This is a genomic window from uncultured Fenollaria sp. (genome assembly GCF_934202865.1).
In the GTDB taxonomy this organism is placed as follows: Bacteria; Bacillota; Clostridia; order Tissierellales; family Peptoniphilaceae; genus Fenollaria.
Map to the genome: position 1 here is coordinate 22,075 of NZ_CAKPYL010000007.1, position 17,436 is coordinate 39,510.

General features: G+C 38.5%; 18 protein-coding genes, 1 pseudogene and 1 riboswitch. Of the genes and pseudogenes, 15 read left to right on the top strand and 4 right to left on the bottom strand.

Features of this window, described 5'->3' with window-relative positions; translation table 11 throughout:
* The first annotated feature begins 4 nt into the window (after positions 1 to 4).
* From Q0E71_RS01700 to Q0E71_RS01710, 3 genes are read left to right on the top strand one after another with little or no spacing between them, the layout of a single operon-like run.
* Positions 5 to 244 carry a type II toxin-antitoxin system HicA family toxin gene (locus tag Q0E71_RS01700; protein WP_294795363.1) on the top strand — a complete coding sequence of 80 codons (240 nt, stop codon included), beginning with the start codon at positions 5 to 7 and terminating at the stop codon, positions 242 to 244.
* A 36-nt stretch (positions 245 to 280) separates the two neighbouring features.
* The gene (locus Q0E71_RS01705; RefSeq protein WP_294795366.1) at positions 281 to 622 is read left to right on the top strand and encodes a toxin-antitoxin system HicB family antitoxin; all 342 of its coding nucleotides are present in this window, start codon (positions 281 to 283) and stop codon (positions 620 to 622) included.
* A gap of 19 nt (positions 623 to 641) precedes the next feature.
* Positions 642 to 812 carry a hypothetical protein gene (locus tag Q0E71_RS01710; protein WP_294795368.1) on the top strand — a complete coding sequence of 57 codons (171 nt, stop codon included), beginning with the start codon at positions 642 to 644 and terminating at the stop codon, positions 810 to 812.
* Positions 813 to 1,135: 323 nt separating this feature from the next.
* Here Q0E71_RS01710 and Q0E71_RS01715 read toward each other — a convergent pair whose 3' ends face one another.
* The 3 genes from Q0E71_RS01715 to Q0E71_RS01725 form a co-directional block, all read right to left on the bottom strand.
* Positions 1,136 to 1,507, bottom strand: coding sequence for a hypothetical protein (locus tag Q0E71_RS01715; protein ID WP_294795371.1), 372 nt, complete (start codon positions 1,505 to 1,507; stop codon positions 1,136 to 1,138).
* A gap of 68 nt (positions 1,508 to 1,575) precedes the next feature.
* Positions 1,576 to 2,625 (bottom strand): peptide-methionine (R)-S-oxide reductase MsrB, encoded by a 1,050-nt coding sequence (gene msrB, locus Q0E71_RS01720; RefSeq protein ID WP_294795374.1) that lies wholly within the window; start codon positions 2,623 to 2,625, stop codon positions 1,576 to 1,578.
* 10 nt (positions 2,626 to 2,635) lie between these two features.
* Positions 2,636 to 3,628 (bottom strand): LLM class flavin-dependent oxidoreductase, encoded by a 993-nt coding sequence (locus Q0E71_RS01725; protein WP_294795377.1) that lies wholly within the window; start codon positions 3,626 to 3,628, stop codon positions 2,636 to 2,638.
* Positions 3,629 to 3,795: 167 nt separating this feature from the next.
* Between Q0E71_RS01725 and Q0E71_RS01730 the strand changes: the two genes are divergently transcribed.
* The 4 genes from Q0E71_RS01730 (at position 3,796) to Q0E71_RS01745 (ending at position 7,917) form a co-directional block, all read left to right on the top strand.
* Complete coding sequence (locus Q0E71_RS01730) at positions 3,796 to 4,431, top strand: YARHG domain-containing protein (protein ID WP_294795380.1); 636 nt, start codon at positions 3,796 to 3,798, stop codon at positions 4,429 to 4,431.
* 131 nt (positions 4,432 to 4,562) lie between these two features.
* The gene (locus Q0E71_RS01735; protein ID WP_294795382.1) at positions 4,563 to 4,766 is read left to right on the top strand and encodes a DUF4177 domain-containing protein; all 204 of its coding nucleotides are present in this window, start codon (positions 4,563 to 4,565) and stop codon (positions 4,764 to 4,766) included.
* A gap of 4 nt (positions 4,767 to 4,770) precedes the next feature.
* The gene (locus tag Q0E71_RS01740; protein ID WP_294795385.1) at positions 4,771 to 5,322 is read left to right on the top strand and encodes a hypothetical protein; all 552 of its coding nucleotides are present in this window, start codon (positions 4,771 to 4,773) and stop codon (positions 5,320 to 5,322) included.
* A gap of 114 nt (positions 5,323 to 5,436) precedes the next feature.
* Positions 5,437 to 7,917 (top strand): S-layer homology domain-containing protein, encoded by a 2,481-nt coding sequence (locus Q0E71_RS01745; protein ID WP_294795387.1) that lies wholly within the window; start codon positions 5,437 to 5,439, stop codon positions 7,915 to 7,917.
* 74 nt (positions 7,918 to 7,991) lie between these two features.
* On the opposite strand, the gene Q0E71_RS01750 is transcribed toward Q0E71_RS01745, so the two are convergent.
* A complete protein-coding gene (locus Q0E71_RS01750) occupies positions 7,992 to 9,461 on the bottom strand; it encodes an IS1182 family transposase (protein ID WP_294795390.1) in 1,470 nt (489 codons plus the stop codon).
* Between the two features lie 240 nt (positions 9,462 to 9,701).
* Between Q0E71_RS01750 and Q0E71_RS01755 the strand changes: the two genes are divergently transcribed.
* The 8 genes and pseudogenes from Q0E71_RS01755 to Q0E71_RS01790 all read left to right on the top strand — a co-directional run.
* Positions 9,702 to 10,385 (top strand): peptidase E, encoded by a 684-nt coding sequence (locus tag Q0E71_RS01755; RefSeq protein ID WP_294795393.1) that lies wholly within the window; start codon positions 9,702 to 9,704, stop codon positions 10,383 to 10,385.
* 50 nt (positions 10,386 to 10,435) lie between these two features.
* A complete protein-coding gene (locus Q0E71_RS01760; RefSeq protein WP_294795396.1) occupies positions 10,436 to 10,981 on the top strand; it encodes a GNAT family N-acetyltransferase in 546 nt (181 codons plus the stop codon).
* A gap of 527 nt (positions 10,982 to 11,508) precedes the next feature.
* Positions 11,509 to 12,453 (top strand): D-2-hydroxyacid dehydrogenase, encoded by a 945-nt coding sequence (locus Q0E71_RS01765; RefSeq protein ID WP_294795398.1) that lies wholly within the window; start codon positions 11,509 to 11,511, stop codon positions 12,451 to 12,453.
* Positions 12,446 to 13,480, top strand: a pseudogene (locus Q0E71_RS01770) (glycerate kinase); the annotation flags it as partial. The gene Q0E71_RS01765 and the pseudogene Q0E71_RS01770, both read left to right, overlap by 8 nt.
* A 27-nt stretch (positions 13,481 to 13,507) precedes the next feature.
* Positions 13,508 to 14,662 (top strand): NADP-dependent malic enzyme, encoded by a 1,155-nt coding sequence (locus tag Q0E71_RS01775; protein ID WP_294795408.1) that lies wholly within the window; start codon positions 13,508 to 13,510, stop codon positions 14,660 to 14,662.
* Entirely contained in the window at positions 14,662 to 15,171 is a 510-nt protein-coding gene (locus Q0E71_RS01780) for a hypothetical protein (RefSeq protein WP_294795400.1), read from the top strand. The genes Q0E71_RS01775 and Q0E71_RS01780 overlap by 1 nt, the downstream gene beginning before the upstream one ends.
* Before the next feature lie 41 nt (positions 15,172 to 15,212).
* Positions 15,213 to 15,327, top strand: a riboswitch (FMN riboswitch).
* A 42-nt stretch (positions 15,328 to 15,369) separates the two neighbouring features.
* The gene (locus Q0E71_RS01785; protein ID WP_294795402.1) at positions 15,370 to 16,017 is read left to right on the top strand and encodes an ECF transporter S component; all 648 of its coding nucleotides are present in this window, start codon (positions 15,370 to 15,372) and stop codon (positions 16,015 to 16,017) included.
* A gap of 428 nt (positions 16,018 to 16,445) precedes the next feature.
* On the top strand, positions 16,446 to 17,436 hold a 991-nt coding region (locus tag Q0E71_RS01790; RefSeq protein ID WP_294795404.1), incomplete at its 3' end, for a hypothetical protein.

Genomic DNA, 17,436 nt, shown 5'->3' on the forward strand with positions numbered 1-17,436 from the left:
ACTCATGAGTAAAAAGGATAAGCTTATCAAGAAACTGAGAAATCAGCCGAATGGTATGTCTCCAGAAGAAATGGAACAGATTCTTGTGTATATAGGCTATGAATTTAGAAATCAAGTGGGCTCTCATAGACACTTCGTAAGAATTGTTAATGGCAGACAACACAGATTTGATTTACTTATGAACAAGAATCCTGTTAAGAGATACTTGGTTGACGACCTCTTGGAGATTATAGAGGGGGAATAACCCCTCTTCTCCTAAATTTATCAGGGGGTGTGATATATGAAGCTTGAGGATTATTTGAAATTGCCTTATACTTATGTAATTAAGAAAGTTAAGGACGAAACTGGCGAGTACTACGCTGGCTACATTGAAGAGATTTACGAGGCGAAGACTGTTGGCGACACTATTGACGAATTGTACGAAAACTTAAGGGAGTGCTTGATTTTAGGTGTTGAAGAAAGACTAAAGGATGGCGAGGAAGTTCCAGTGCCTGCAGCTGCAGAATATAGCGGTAAATTCATGCTAAGAATACCTAAGAGTCTTCACAAGTATTTAGCAGAATCTGCCAAGAATGAGGGCGTTTCTCTAAATCAATATGCTCTATATAAGTTAAGTAAGTAGTTTATTTGGTGAGATTATTATGTACAAAAAGGATAAAAAAGCTTCTAATCATAATAAGAAAAAAGTTAAAAAAGATGTGCCTAATAAGGAGACCCTAGAAGCGATTGAAGAAGGAAGACGCATGGCACTCGATCCAAATGTACCTTCTTATGATAATATTGAAGATTTAAGAAAAGCACTAGATGTATAAACAAAACAAAGCTGTGAGATTTTTCTCACAGCTTTGTTTTATAAAGATACTATATTTATAATGAATGATGTCATCAATAGCAATTTTCGCAGAGCGATTTGATGAGATTGGCGTTGTACAGAATTTTTTGGAGTGGCCGTAAGTTTAATCAAATCGACGTTCACTTCGTTCCGTCTCTTTGTAAACTCTGGCATAAATCATACATAGCCAATCGAACTTCGTTTCACTCGTTCTCTTGGTGTATGAAATTAACGTGTGCTAAACGCACTCCGCAGCGACAAAATAATTCGAAACTAGCCAAGATCGCAAATCGAATGCGAAAATCATTTTTTGCCCTTCATATCCAGCACCTTCATATAAATCCCCCTCATATTTATTGCGTAATCAATCTCGCCATTTACATATACATCGAAGGTATTTATCGTATTATTATTTTTCCCCACCATTCTAACAGTTCCGAGTTTTTGATAGTCTTTTGCCTCGCTCTTTTTCATCATAGCATAGCCTTTTTGCTCGTAGATGTAATCAAGCACTTCTTTATCGACTTCGGTGCTTAGAAATTCTTTGGTATCGGCTAGATCTTTTAAATTTTTATCCATCTTGGCTCTGCTGCTAAACATTGAATTATACAGTATTATAATCAGAATGAGTACGCCTATCATGCCGATGATGCTTGAACTATTTTTCTTTTCCATAATTAACTCCTTTTAAATTTCTTCCATAATAGCCTTGCCACGATAACGATGAATATTAGAATGATCAGTCAATCAGCTCCAATCCCGCTCCCGCCATTATCCTGTGATTCGTCCTTCACCTCTGTCACTTCTTTTGGTTCTTCTTTTACGTTGTTAATGGCATTTGATTTATAAATTTCATCTGAGAAAAATATTTTGTACTCGCCGTAGCCTTCCTTATCCATGTCCTCAAGCGGCACGAAGCGCAGTGCGGCGCCATCGATGCAGTATCTTAGTCCGCCCATCTTCTTTGGTCCGTCGCTAAAAACATGGCCTAGGTGGTTATTGCCGTGCTTGCTCTTGATCTCTACACGCCTCATTCCATGCGATTCGTCTCTGTTGTAGCTAACGCTGTCACTGTTTATGGTCCTCGCAAAGCTAGGCCAGCCGCAGCCCGCATCGAATTTATCCTCTGAAGTAAATAGCACTTCGCCAGTTAATTTATCCACGTAAATGCCAGCGCGCCATTCATCATTTAATTCAGACGTATGCGGATGCTCGGTGCCTTCTTCCCTCATAACCTTGTAGCTAAGCTCATCCAAAAGCTTTTTTGCTTCCTCATCAGAAACTTCTTTGTACTCTTTTTCGAAAATGGGCTCATCAGCTTCAGCCAGATTGATGTGGCAGTAGCCGCCCGGATTTTTCTCCAAGTAATCTTGATGGTAGCCTTCTGCCGTTACGAAGTTTTTCAGCTCTTCAACCTCAACAGCGAGCTCGCCGTGAATTTTTTCTTCGTATTTATATACCTTGTCAATAATTTTTTTATCGGCAGGATCACTATAATATATGCCCGTTCTGTACTGTCTACCCCTGTCGCCGCCTTGTTTGTTGACGCTCGTTGGATCAATCACCTTAAAGTAGCGAAGAAGTATTTCTTCTAGGCTCACAAGGCTTGTATCGTAAGTTATTTCAACGGTTTCAGCGTGATCAGTCTCCTTAACTTTGTCATAGCTAGTGCTAGTGCCATTGCCATTAGCATAGCCTACTTTGGTGCCCATAACGCCGCGTATCCTTTTGAAATAGCCCTCCATGCCCCAGAAGCAGCCGCCAGCTAGGTGTATGGTCTTGTTATTATTCATAAAATCACCTCTATTTTCCCTCGTTTACAATGTCTTCAAGTATCTCGAAGGACTTCGTAAGCTTGTCATATTCAGGGATATAGCTTACAGCGATCAGCTCGTCGAAGCCGTAGTCCCTCTTGAAGCCCTCATAAGTCTTTTTTGCGTCCTCATATGTGCCGCCGATGTGCAGTCCGCGCATAGCCCTAAGCGCAAATTTTTGCATGCTTGTAAGCTCTGGCGCGTCGTCCGGGTCGATCTTCTCGAACTCATCGCGATTGTCCAAGTCAAGTATCCTTAGAAATACTTGCATCGCGTGAAACTCAAGCTCATCCGCGTTCTTTTTATTCTCGCCAATGTTGGCAGAAACGCCTAAGCTTGTGTATGGCGCGTCAAGGTACTTGCTCTTTTTGAAATTGTCTCTATAAATGTCAAAGGCCGCTTTAATAGTGTGGGGCGCGAAATGACCTGCAAATGAGTATGGTAGACCCAGCTCAGCCGCTACATAAGCGGAGTTCATCGAGCTACCCAAGATAGTTATCGGTACGCCCGCACCCATGCCAGGGTAAGGCGCGCTCTTTAGGCTACTTGCATAGCCATCGAAATATTTTAGCATTAGGCGAATTGCGTCTAAAAACTTTTCTTGCTTATATGTGTCTCTGTAAAGTATTTTTGCTGTTTCTATATCAGTGCCGGGCGCTCTACCTATTCCGAGGTCAACTCTGTGAGGGAAAAGTGCCTCCATAGTTCCGTAGCGTTCAGCGACTTGAAATGGCGTGTGATTTGGTAGCATCACGCCACCTGCGCCGACCTTGATGCGCTCTGTTTGGCCCAGTATGTGCGTTAGAACAACTTCAGTCGCACTCGATAGTATGCCGGGACTGTTATGATGCTCAGCGACCCAATATCTCTCGAAGCTTCTGGAGTCCGCAAACTGAGCGAGTTTCACGGCCCTTTCGAAGGCCTCCTTCTTTGTTTCGTCCTTGTATTTTGGTACAAGATTTAGTATCGATAGCTTTGTCATTTAATCACCTCTATATATCTATTTAACTATATCTAACTATGCTTATGGACTTGCCACGACCAATAAACGAAGTGGCCCAGCCATAAACGTAAATCTCTTAGTATATAGATACCCAATCGCTATTGAAAACATTAACAAGGCGTGATATAATTAGCTTAGGTGATAGAATGAGAAGGAAAAATAACGGTGTTTACATAAATTTCGAGGGACGCGGCGAGGGCCAAAGGGACAAAAGGAAGATCTGCGCAGCGGCGCTAAGTATCCTTGCCATAGTGCTTTTATTGGCGTTTTACTTTTTGTATAAGTACACGACCGCCAACGTATATATAAAGGAAGCGAGTGAGGACGCGCGCGTTTACGAGGAGATCTACAGGGACACAGAGCTCGATCTTGAGAAATTTAATAAGGCCGATGAAAAATTCAAGATGAAGATAGATGAGACTGGCTTAATAAAGGCGCAAGCTGAGTATTTTATGCCAGTTGAGCCGAAGGAGAAGCTCGACAAGAACTTTACTAAGTCGTATAAGAAAAATTTCGAGGAAGAGTACCTTTTTAATGGCGATGCAAAACTGATTCCTCTGAAGCTCTTGAAGGCGCTCTCGCGTAACGAGATAAGGCTGATTAAGGCAGAAATTTTGGCGCGCCACGGTTATGAGTTTAAGACGAAGGAATTTGCTGATTACTTCAAGCAAAAATCTTGGTATATAGCGGATGAGCATTATAGTAGCGCGTTTTTATCAACGACGGAGGCGCAGAATATTAAATTTATTATGGAGTACGAAAAGATTTTAGATAGAAAATAAAAGAGGAGTAAAAATTCTTTGTAAAACTGATTTAAAAACAAAAATAATGGGTATTATATTATCACAATAAACTAATAACAAAATATTTATGTTTACTCTTAAGTTATATAAAGAGGAGGGGAGGTTATGTAATGATAAAAAAATATGAATATGACTTTGTTACTGTAAAGACAACAGGTCTTTGGTACGACGACTACCAAGAAATAATTAAGAAGCGTGGTTTGGATGGCTGGCGCTTTGTAGCTGTTATAGATAAGCACAGAGAGTTTGTAGATGCCAACCCAAGAGTTGAATTAGTATTTGAAAGAGAATTAAAAGTAGAAGAAGAGGAGTGAGATTATGAAGTTTAAATTTAGAAAAGCTGGAACTGTTATATTAGCTGTAGTATTATTTTTTAGCATTTTCAACTTAGAAGCTGTTAGTGCAACTTCTATTAATGATACAAAAAATAATATGAAAATTGAAGATGATGTCAATATGTTAAGAATTGGCTTGGTTGAAAGAAAAGAATATGTTAGGAACGAGACAGTGACAACTACTGTTACTCCAGCAGGTCAAGATGATTTAATTAGTTTTAATACACCTGGGGCTGTATTTATATACGAAGGAGGACCTACAGTTTCAATGTCATTTAACTTAGGTGGCAATTTATTTTCGCTTGGTGTTGACATAGGCTATGTAAGTAAAAATGGTTATGGAGGATATATTGTTAATTATCCACCAGATGGAAAAACATATAGAGTTATAGACACACAAACAATAAAATGTAAAATTTACAAAGTAGAATTATATGATCAAGAACAAGGAAAGGTATTAAAAACATACTATAAAGCAGAAAGAGACCCAAATTACCAAGTAAAACATTTATTCGATTTAGAAAGAGTATATTAATTAAAAATTTTTTAAATATTTTTGAGGGCAAGCAATGCCCTCTTTTTTTGTTTGAAAAATCCCTTTCCATGGTATAAATAAATATAAGCACAAATCAATTTGGGAGGTAATACTATGAAGATGAAGAAGATTTTATCCTTCGTTCTAGCCTTTGTATTAGTGGCAAGTACCATTAACGTAGGCTTTGCGCAAGGAGAAGTAAAAACTAATAAAGACAAGATTGACTACCTTGTTGAAAAAGGCTACGTTCTAGGCGATGCCAAAGGACTTAGACTTAACGACTCGATTACGAGAGAAGAGTTTGCGGTTATGCTAACAAAGGTACTTAATCAAGAAAGTGCCGCAAAGGCAGCTATGAACGTGCCTAGCGCATTTAAGGACATGGCAGCCGATCGCTGGTCAAACGGCTTTGTTAATATCGCAAGCGAGTTAAAAATTATCGCCGGTTATAGCGATGGCACTTTCAGACCAAGAAAAAACGTTTCTTATCAAGAAGCAATCAAGATGCTAGCCGTTGCAGCTGGCGGAACTGACATAAAGCCAGCGACTGAAGGCGAGTGGGCTGCACCATTCATCAGCTATGCAGCAAGCAAGGGCCTTTTGAATGGCCTAGGCGAGCTAAAATACAAGGATCAAGCGACTAGGGAAAATGTTTTTGTAATGATATATAACTACCTAGATGGCGTGAGAGAAGCTGATTTATCAAAGCTTACAGCCATAGTTACAAAGACTAATGCTAACTCAAATCTAAGTGAAAAGCAAGCCGAAATCGTCGTATTAAAATCAAGCTTAGAAGGCTTTAAGGAAGGCGCTTCCTACATCGTAGACCTTAAGGACGGCATGGACGCGATGGACATTTTAGGCAGAGTTTATGACCTAGACATCGACGCAAAGAATGTCATCAAAACTTACAGAGCAAGCGCTTTAGCTAAGACTGAGATTGCGCCTATCGCTATCAAGGGCGCTAGACTTTACGTTGGCGGCGACTCAAAGGATTCGACTGTGCTTGAGGACAAGGCGGCGCTTACTGAACAAAAGTTCCGCGGCGCAGCAGTTAATGGCAAGTACCTTGATATATTCATGGATTTTGCTAAGGAAACTAATTACAAGGCAGACCTTGCCTACGTTACAAGCATCAACGCGAAAGTTGTCTACATCAAGGCTTTCACTTTTGATGATATAATGCCAGTTTTTGAATATGCTAATGGCGCAGTTAAGGCTATAGACGATGAATCAGGCGCTATAGTTAAGAGAAATCTTAAAAAAGCATATTTATATGATAATGGCAAACTTATGCCAATGGACCTATCTAAGCTAGAAAAATACGATGTATTACACTTCTACGCTAAGGATGAAGCCATCGCCCTTAAGAATAAAATAGAAGGCGAAGGCGCTAGATACAAATTAAGCAAGGGCGGCGCATACATTAACCTAGCTAATAAAGACTATAAGCTATCAGACGAAAAGGCTAGAAGAGCTGTTGCGACTGTTGATGAAAAGATATTTACACAAGTTAATGCAGCGAAGTACAATGACGAAGTAAAGCTATTAACAAATGAAAAAGTTAATTTAGCACTAGATATATTCGGAAACGTTCAAGTGATTTACGGAAAACTTTCTTTTGACGAAGACGTTTTCATGATTGACAGAGTGACTACAAACGCAGTTGCTTTGATCGATAGAAATGGCAAGGAAATCAGGGTTCAAGACTCACTTGACTTAAGAATCTATAGAGATGGCAAGGAAATCAGACTTTCTGAGCTAAATAACTACGACATCGTCTACGCCATTTACAATAAGGACGCTATTCAAAAGATATTCGTTCTAAATGGACTAAAGGACTACGACAAGGCATTCAAGCCGCTTGACAAGGACGGCAAGAATTATAAGGTTTACGCGCCAACTAAGAGCGTTAGAAGAAGCTCCATTTACGTAGCTGGTAAAGAAGTGAACCTTCTTGACAATACTTTATTATATAATTTAGTGGGGGTTGGCAAGGACTATAGAGTTGAGACTATAACTCTAGATGAAGTGAAAAATGCGGGCTTCGACAAGACTGTAACAGCTTATGTATTCACAGTTAAGGACCTTAAGGACAAGGACGTTACTAAGTATGACAGCTTCCACGGCAGTGATGATGCGCCAGTTGCAATCGTTTTCAAAAACGTTGAAAAGAAGAAAGTAGTCGACAAGGAAGATATCATCGAGCTTAGAAGTGAGTATGATGCCAAGATCGACAGGTCATTTGAAGGCTACGACAAGACTACTACACTTAGAGTTTACGAGACAGATGGCGAAAAATTCGAAAACTGCAAGGCCGGTGACATCGTTAAACTAGGCCTTGATAAGGACGGCAAGGTCTTAAGACTGGATAAGCTAATCACTGATCTAAGCGAAGAATACACAGTTCTAAACGTTTTATACGACGCAGGTGGCAATGAAAAGCTAGCTCTTAAAGATAGTAAGGGTAAAGAACTTAGCGTTTATACTAATGATAAGAGAGTAGTTTTCGGAAAGAATTACGCTAAGGATAGTGTGATTAAGATTGCACTGAATGAGAATGGGGAAGCGGCTGTAATAAGCGTAATTAAATAGTTTAGATTAATAGGCGAATCGCTTTGTAAAAAATTTTAAATAAGTATAATTGAGATCGATATAAATTATCGGTCTCAGAGTGAAGACAAACCCAGGAATTTTTTCCTGGGTTTGCTTATTTTTATTAAATTTAGTAAAATTTCAAATTTTTTATGTATTTTTGCAAATAAACGAGTAAATATCTCCTTATTTGGGTCCATCCTATACATCATTAATGCTAGTTTTTTCATATTTAAGCATGCAAAAGTAAGCGCAGCTTTCATATCCATCTTAGCTTTGCCTTTCATGTTTGTATATCTAAAGCTATGATATTCTTTTGCGCTTCCAAATTGTCTTTCTATTGTTTCTTTTCTTCTTGCGTATTCTTTCTTGCCTTGATTTGTATATCTATATTCTTCTGTTATGTCTAGGTAGTCTTGCCATATATGTCTTGTTATTACTTTTTGTTTGTTCTTACTATGTGTGCATCTATCTATGTTAGGACAGTTCTTGCACTCGTTTATATCACTTTTATACTGTCTGTATCCTTCTCTATCTGTAGTTTTGTAATTTAAAAGTTTTCCTTGTGGGCATATGTAGCAGTCGTAGTATTCATCATATATATATTCTCTTTTATAGTATGGATTTTCTATTTGTAAGTTTCTCTTTTGTCTTGTATATGGAAATACTGGAAGTATTTTATCGTCTATCAATGTTTGTGCTATGGCTGGTATTTTGTAACCTGCATCCATAACTATCTTTTGGGGTTTCATCTTTTTTAGTTTCTCTTCGTAGAATGGTAAAAATGTTGTACTGTCGTGTAAATTTCCTGGAAATGATTTGTATGCCAGTATCCAGCCGTTTTTATCGCATGATGTTTCTACGCAATAGGCGAATACTTCTTTATGCTCTCCTTTGTGAAAGAGGCCGCTTTCTGGATCTGTTGTTGACTGGGCTATTGTTTGCGTTTCTTTATCTTCTTTCTCTTTTAAGGGCTTTTTCCCGTTTTCTTCTCTTTCTTGTGCTATTTCTTTGTCTAGCTGTGCTTGGTATCTTCTTGCTTTTTTCTCTATTGTTACTTTTTTGTTTTTATGTCTGTTTGCATGTGCTTTAACATGTGTTGGGTCTACGAATTGAATCTTCTCATCTACAAAGCCTTGTTCTAGTGCTTGGTTTAGTATGTTTTGGAAGATGTTTTCAAATATGTCTGTATCTTTGAATCTTCTTCTATAGTTTTGACTGAATGTTGTAAAGTGTGGAATCTTGTCGTAGAAGTCATATCCTAAGAACCATCTGTATGCAATGTTTACTTCTATCTCTTTTATTGTTTGTCTTATGCTTCTTATGTTGAATAGGTATTGTATGAATATTATCTTCATTAGCACTACTGGGTCTATGCTTGGTCTTCCGTTATCTAATGAGTATTTATCTTCTACTAAATCATAGATAAAGTCAAAGTCTATGTACTTATTTATCTTTCTTAGTATGTGTTCTTTTGGAACTAACTCTTCTACTGAAATTATTTGTACTTGATCTGTTTTTGATTTACTATTTTTATGTAACATTTTATCACCTTCTATGTCTTATATATACCCAATAGATGTGTATTTTATGAGGTTTTCAAGTAAAAAAGTAGGCATATTTTTAACAAATATGCCTGCTTTGTCAACAGTCTGAGATCGATATAAATTATCGGTCTCTTTTTTTGACGGCGATAAAAATAAAAATATTTGTATTGAACTTTTAACATAAGCAAAGACTTTTATATGATATAATAAAGCTAATATAAACATAGGAGGGATTTTATGATTATAGCTATTGGAGGCGGGGAAGTCGCCTTAAATGAAACTTATGAGATAGATAAATTTATTGTTGATGCAGCAAAAAAAGAAAAACCAAATTTTCTATTCATTCCTACTGCAAGCAAAGACGCTGAGGCCTATGTAAAGATTATTGATAAACTATATGGGGAGCTAGGATGCAAAACTGACACATTATATTTGTCAAATGTAGAAGTAAATAAGGAAGAGGTCAAGCAAAAGATTGAAAATGCAGATATCATCTATGTTGGCGGCGGCAATACCCAATATATGATGAAAGTTTGGCAAGATTATGGCGTAGATAAGGCGCTAATTAAGGCTTATAAAAGCGGCAAAGTACTCTCTGGCTTAAGTGCAGGCTCTATATGCTGGTTTATTTCAGGCCATAGCGATAGCGAGTTTATAGATGGTGTTGAAAATCCAAAACCTATATGGGTTAAGGGCTTAGGTATCATTCCTTACTTGCATTGCCCTCATTATGATGAGCCTGACAGAGTAGGTTTTGATGAGTTTTATGCTGGACAGCTAACAGATGCGATTGCAATAGAAAATCAAGTAGCAATTGTTTGGGATAATTATGAGATGAAAGTAATTAAATCGAACCCTATGAAAAATGCTTATAAACTTTCTTGGAGCGATAAGGGATTAAAGAAAGAAGTTTTAAATTAAGACTTTCCATATTAATAAAAAAGCAAATTAAAATTTATTGGGGGGATTTTATGAAGTTTACACCAGAAAATTTTGAATTAAAAGATGGCAGAATCTGTACAATTCGAGAAATTCAAGTAAAGGACGCTGAAGAAACAGTTGAATATTTAAAAACTGTTAATGGAGAATCAGATTTTTTAAATTCTTATCCAGAAGAAATACGTATCTCAGCCGAAGAAGAAGCGAAAATAATAAAAGGCTTTAATGAATCGGATGATACCCTTATGCTTGTCGTTGAATTGGATGGAAGATTGATTGCAAACGGCACTATTACAAGGTTTAGAAGAAAAAAGATGCGCCACAGAGGAAATGTAGCTCTAGCTGTTTTAAAAGATTTCTGGAATAAAGGAATAGGGACAAAGGTGCTTCATTGCCTTGAAGATTATGCAAAAAAATTAGGGCTTTCACAACTTGAGCTTGATTATTACTCGGGCAATGAAAGAGGAAGGCTTCTTTATGATAAACTTGGATTTATTCAAGTCGGAGAAACTCCTAATGCCATCATCTTGAAGGATGGAACTCGATATAGCGATATAAAAATGGTGAAGAGTATATAAAAGTGATGATTAAATAAATATGCTTGACATTTTTATGGCGTTTGATATAATAAAAGCACCGAAAGCCTTAGTACTTAAGGATAAGGTCTCTAATTTAAGATATGAGTTGAAGCACAGGATTTTCTGTGCTTAATTTTTTATAAAAACAAATTCATATGTATCGCATCTATTAGAGAGAAAATTGTTATTCACGAGCGCAGCCTTCTTAGTGAGAAAAGATATGTTCCAAAAGCAGCGCATTGAGACAAATTGCTTCAATTGCTTTGCGTAGGACGACGGCCAAAAATCCATCTAGTTGAGCGCAGCGAACGAATATGGATTTTTAGTCGGACAAGCTTAGCAATTGTCAATTTGTTGAACTAAGCTGCGTGGAAATATCTTTTCGATGTGCAATGCACTTTTTAATAAATCAATTTAAAAGGGGTCGAATTCGATCCCTTTTAAATTTGCTTATCCATATCCATCATCAAAGTCAATTCGTTTAAAATCACTTCTCTTTGGGTAGCTATACATCAGAGGTGATATTTATGAAGATTGTTTTCTTAGATATGTATAATTCAAATCCGGGCGACATTGACGTGTGCTTGTTCAAGGATTTTGGCGAATTTATTACATACGACAGAACTAATCCATCTGATATAAAAGAAAGAATAAAGGATGCGGACATCGTCATCACAAACAAGGTAAGGCTTGGCAAAGCTGAGCTTGAGGGCACTAAGGTGAAGTTCATCGCCGAGGCAGCGACTGGCTTCGACAACCTAGACCTTGATGCGCTTAAGGAGCTTGGCATAGCACTTGCGAACGTTCCTAGCTACTCAACTTATTCGGTTGTACAGCTAACGCTTGCTCACTTACTAAATGCGACAAACGATGTCTATTCTTATGCAAAAAATGTTCGTGAGGGAGCATGGGTGGACAGCCGCGACTTTAATTTCTTCTTAGGCACTATTCACGAGCTTGCTGGCAAAACAGCGGGCATATTGGGCTATGGTGACATCGGTCAAAAAGTTGCTGATGCTTATAGAGCTCTTGGCATGAAGGTCATCGCCTTAAAGGTAGACGGTCACCATGCCGATGGGGACTTCTTCCGTGATTACGAAGACTTCTTCAAAGAAGCGGACATAATCAGTTTACACGCGCCTATGAATGCGGATTCAAAAGAGATTATAAATAAAAATAGCATTGCGCTTATGAAAAACACAGCCATCATCATAAACACAGCACGTGGCGGTCTTATCAACGAAGGCGATCTAGCTGACGCGCTTAAGAACGGCAAAGTAGCTTTTTACGCGTCGGACGTTTCTGCGCCTGAACCTATGACTAAGGACAATAAGCTATATGCCCTTGAAAATGCGGCTTTCACGCCACACATCGCTTGGGCGTCACTTGAAGCAAGACAAAGGCTTTACAAAGTGATTTATGATAATATCAAGGCCTACATCGATGGCAGGAGCTTAAATAGAATTGTCTAAGAAGGTCGCAGTTATCGCCGGCTCCTTTATTTCAGGGATTTCGTCCTTGGAGCTACTTAAGGCGATAGAAGGGAAAATAGACGCCGACGTAGATATATACGCGCTTCCGGACGGCTACGGAAACATTTATGAGGCGACGGAGGACCTCGACTCATTCACAGTCGAGACGCTTACGGTAATGGACGAGGACGGCGAAGAGCACGCACTTAAGTATTTAAGATACGATGACCATGTGCTTGTGTCTTTCTCAAGCGTAGTTGAATACAAGAAGAAGGGCGAGTTAAGCTCGACAAGCTACTTGGCAGGCGCTCTCGTTAAGAAACTCATAGAAAATGGCGAGAGGAAGATCACCATATCCATAGGCGGGAGCGGTGTCAATGACGCGGCCATAGGCTTTTTGCGTGCCATGGGCGTGAAATTTTATAATGTCTTGGACGAAGAAGTGACCCAGACGAGAGAGATTTACAAGATAAAGCACTTTGACACGAGTGAGCTCGATGCGCTCATCAAGGGCGTGGACTTTAGCGTTTTGAAGTACTCAAAGACGCGCTTTATCGGCTACAGAGGCACTACGTATCAAAACAGGCTCATCAAGGACAATCTGATCCTTGAAATCTTCGAGCGCAATATGGAGAATTTTCAATACTTACTGCAAAACCATTTTGGATTCAAGGTCAAAAGCATTGAAGCGGCTGGTGCTGGCGGCGGATCCATGCTTAGCCTAGTTAAGTTTTTGGATGCAAAAGTAGTTGATTTAGGCGATTTTTTAGAAAAATATTTTAATTTTGACAATATTGCTCAAAAAAGTGATATAATAATACTAGTTGACGACTATCTGTCCTTAAAGCTTAGGAAGGAAAGTTTTAGGGCCCTTGTCTTGAACAAGGCAAAGAAGTATGACAAAGAGATTATCGGTCTGGCGCTTGATGCGGAGGAGGAGAAGGCCTCTTTCATCGAGCAAGGCTTTACTAGGATGATAGACCTTAGATATGAGTCTGAGTCATTGGATAGAGCGGCAAATATCATCAATAATTATTTAAAAGGAGAGGATGACATGGCTTACAAAGAAGAAGCACTGAAGTTTCACAAAGAAAAAAGAGGTAAATTAGAAGTAGCTGCAAAGGTTGAGGTTAACAACGCTCATGACCTTGCACTTGCCTACACACCAGGCGTTGCCGAGCCTTGCAAGCTTATTCACGAGGACGAAGAGCTTCAATACAAATACACTGCAAAAGGCAATCTTATCGCTGTAGTTACAGACGGTTCAGCCGTTCTTGGCCTTGGCAATATCGGGGCAAAGGCAGGTATGCCAGTTATGGAAGGAAAGTCCATACTATTCAAAAAGTTCGGCGGCGTTGACGCTTTCCCTATCATGCTTGATACACAAGACGTTGACGAGATCGTTAATACAGTTAAAAACATTGCTCCAGGATTTGGCGGCATTAACCTTGAAGATATCAGTGCGCCTAGATGCTTTGAGATAGAGAGAAAACTTGACGAGATGCTTGATATACCAGTATTTCATGACGATCAATATGGCACAGCCATCGTCGTAACAGCTGCTCTTATCAACGCATGCAAACTTATTAAAAAAGATTACGCTGACCTTAAAGTCGTTATCAATGGTAGTGGCGCTGCAGGCATTGCCATCGCCTATATGATGCTTAACCTAGGCGTTAAGAATATCTTAATTTGCGACTCAAAGGGCATTATCTATAGAGGAAATGAAAAGAATAACTGGATTAAGGCGGAAATCGCTGAAAAGACAAATCCAGATAACGAAGAAGGAACACTTAAGGACGCAATGGTAGGCGCCGACGTGTTCATAGGCGTTTCAGCTCCTGGCGTACTTACAAAAGACATGGTTAAGACTATGAACAAAGACGCGATAGTATTTGCTATGGCAAATCCAGTTCCAGAAATCTATCCAGACGAAGCAAAAGAAGCCGGCGCGAAGATAGTTGGAACAGGTAGAAGTGATTTTGCTAACCAAATCAACAACTCCCTAGCCTTCCCAGGTATATTCAGAGGAGCACTTGATAGACGCGCAAAGACAATCACATTCGATATGAAAGTCGCAGCTGCACACGCAATCGCAGACCTTGTATCAGACGAAGAACTAACAGTAGATCACATCATGCCAGATATGTTCGACGAAAGAGTTCCAAAAGCCGTTGCAAAAGCAGTTTACCACGCTTATCAAGATTAATGAGCTACGGATTTATAAAAAAATTAGATAAAGTAGATAAAGAAGTGATGCTGGGAGTGGACCTAGCATCACTTTCTATTACAGATGACTTCGAGGGAACTGGACTTAATAACCACTGCGCCTTCACTACAGCTACCAATATCATGAAGATGATGGGCTTTAGTGAAGTGAGTTTTGATGAAATTTATAAATATATAAAATCAGGTCCAGTACTATTTATGGAGCCGCGCGTAAAAAAGATCATAAAAAATAGAAAGACATCAGTTTTAGTAAAGCGACACTATTTCCCCAAGACCATGGACATGGTAAAGGCAATTGACCAAGGACATATAACAGCCATGCTATTAATAGAGTCAATAAAAAGCGCACATTGGGTGATAGTCACAGGCTACGCCATAAGCGTGGGTGAAATTTATCTAAAAGTCTTTACAAACTGGTACCACGAGGCCCGCTATTATAAAGTGAATAAGGGGAGCAAAGCCGTGATGAGCCTCGAATTTTTTATTTAGCCTTGACAAAAAATATATATAGGACTATAATAAAGGTACATCTAATACTTTGGGGTAAGGTGAAATTCCTTTTAACCGGCGGTAAAGCCCGCGAGCGTTTGCAGAACCTGTGAAATTCAGGTGCCGACTGTATAGTCAGGATGGAAAAAGATCTTAAAGGTTATTAGTTGAATAATCATTAAGGAGGGTGTTTTTTTTATGTCAAAAGCAAAAAAAATCACATTAATTGCAGCAGTTGCCGCCATGGCAATAGTTTTAACAGCGATAATTCGCTTCCCGATCACATCACTACCATTCTTAAAGTACGATCCAAAAGACGTAGTGTTAACAACAGCAGGCTTCATCTTTGGACCGCTAGTTGCAATAGTCGCAGCAGTTATCGAAGTTTTGGTTGAGATGATAACTTTCTCCGAGTCAGGACCTTGGGGCGCAGTGATGAACATCATCGCAACACTTTCATTCTCAGGTATAGCGAGTGCTATCTACCACAGGAACAGAACAACAAAGGGCGCGGTTTTGTCACTAGTTTGCGCAGTTTTATCGCTAACAGTAGTTATGTCGCTTTGGAACCTAGTTGTAACACCGATATACACAGGCTTCCCGAGAGCAGAAGTGGTAAAACTTATGCCAGTTATCATACCATTTAACTTGATCAAAGGCGGAGTCAACGCAGCACTGATCATACTGCTTTACAAGCCGATCAAAAAGGCACTAGCAGGCGCTGGACTTACAGAAGAAGTAAGCTCAGAAAAGAATGCTACTTGGACTACGATCAAGATGGTGAGCTTTGTAGTGCTACTTTGTTTAATTGCGTTGATTATATATATGAGAGGCGGCATTAAATAAATTTCACGTTAAATTTGCGATCTTGGCTAGTTTCGAATTGTTTTGTCGCTGCGGAGTGCGTTTAGCACACCTCACTCCAAAAAATTCTGTACAACGCCAATCTCATCAAATTTTCCAGTGAAATTAGTTAGTAAAGAAACATTGTTACTAAATCAAATTGCTCTGCAAAATTAGAAATATATAAATAAGTAAATGTTTATAATACAAAATGAATGAATAATAATCCCATAGAGTGAGTACGTAGATTAATGTGTACTCACTTTTTTTGCGTTTGATTTGCAAAAAAATTGTAAAAATGTGTTACAAACGTGTTACAAAAGCGCGCAAAGCTTGATTATTCTAGGGGGGGGGTGCTATAATGAAGGTAATTATGGAAGTCTATCCATATATCAAAATAAAGTGAAATTTATAAAAAAGGAAGTGCAATTATGAAAAAGAAATTATTTGCAATATTGCTTTGCTTAGTGATGATGCTTTCATCTGTGTCAATTTTAAGTGAAGTGAGCTTTGCAGAAGGAGAAAAATACGTTTTAAGCACGGATGGTGTACCTGATAAAAATTTTACAAGTGCTGAAGACCTTATTACGTATATGAATACGTCAGACAATTTTGAAGAAGCTAAATCATATACACTTACTCTAAATGATAATTTAGAAATACCTCTAGAAGGAAGTAATTTAAAGACTTTGAATCTAAATGGTAATATCACTATCGAGGGTAATAATCATAAAATCACAGGTATAGCTGGTGGCGAACAAGGCGACAGATTTATAAACATCATTGATGGTAATATAAATATTAAGAATTTAAACTTTGACGGCTCAGATATCTATGCAGGCATTTTATCCGATAATACAGCTGCAAATCATAAACCAAGTTTAAGTATAAGCGATTGTGATTTTACTAAAATGAAAAGTAAAGATGATAGTAAAAGTTCTGATTTTAAAGACCTTGGAGGATCTGCTATATCACTTGTTAACACAGCTATAGAAGCTAAGAGAGTTAATGTAAGCAATTCAGAAGCTAATTATTATGGTGGAGCGTTCTATATAGAAGCGACTAAAGAAGAATTATCTGCTGGACCATATTTATTACAAGAGTGTAATTTTAATAAATGTAATGCTAACATTGGAGGTGGAGCCTTAGCTTTTAGAGCAATGGAAGGCGATTTTATAGACAATAAAGAAGAGAGAGTAGAAGTTAAAGGCACATTATATCTTGAAGGATGCACTATAGATAATTGCTCTGGTAATGAAGGTGGAGCAATGCGTTTAGAAGGACCTATAAATGCGACTATAACAGATTATAGAGGTTTTGATAATAATTTTAACTCAATAGAGAAGCAATCAAAGATAAGTAACTGTAAGGGCGATGAAGCTGGAGCAATTTATTCACAAGTCAGTACAGTAAGTATATTAA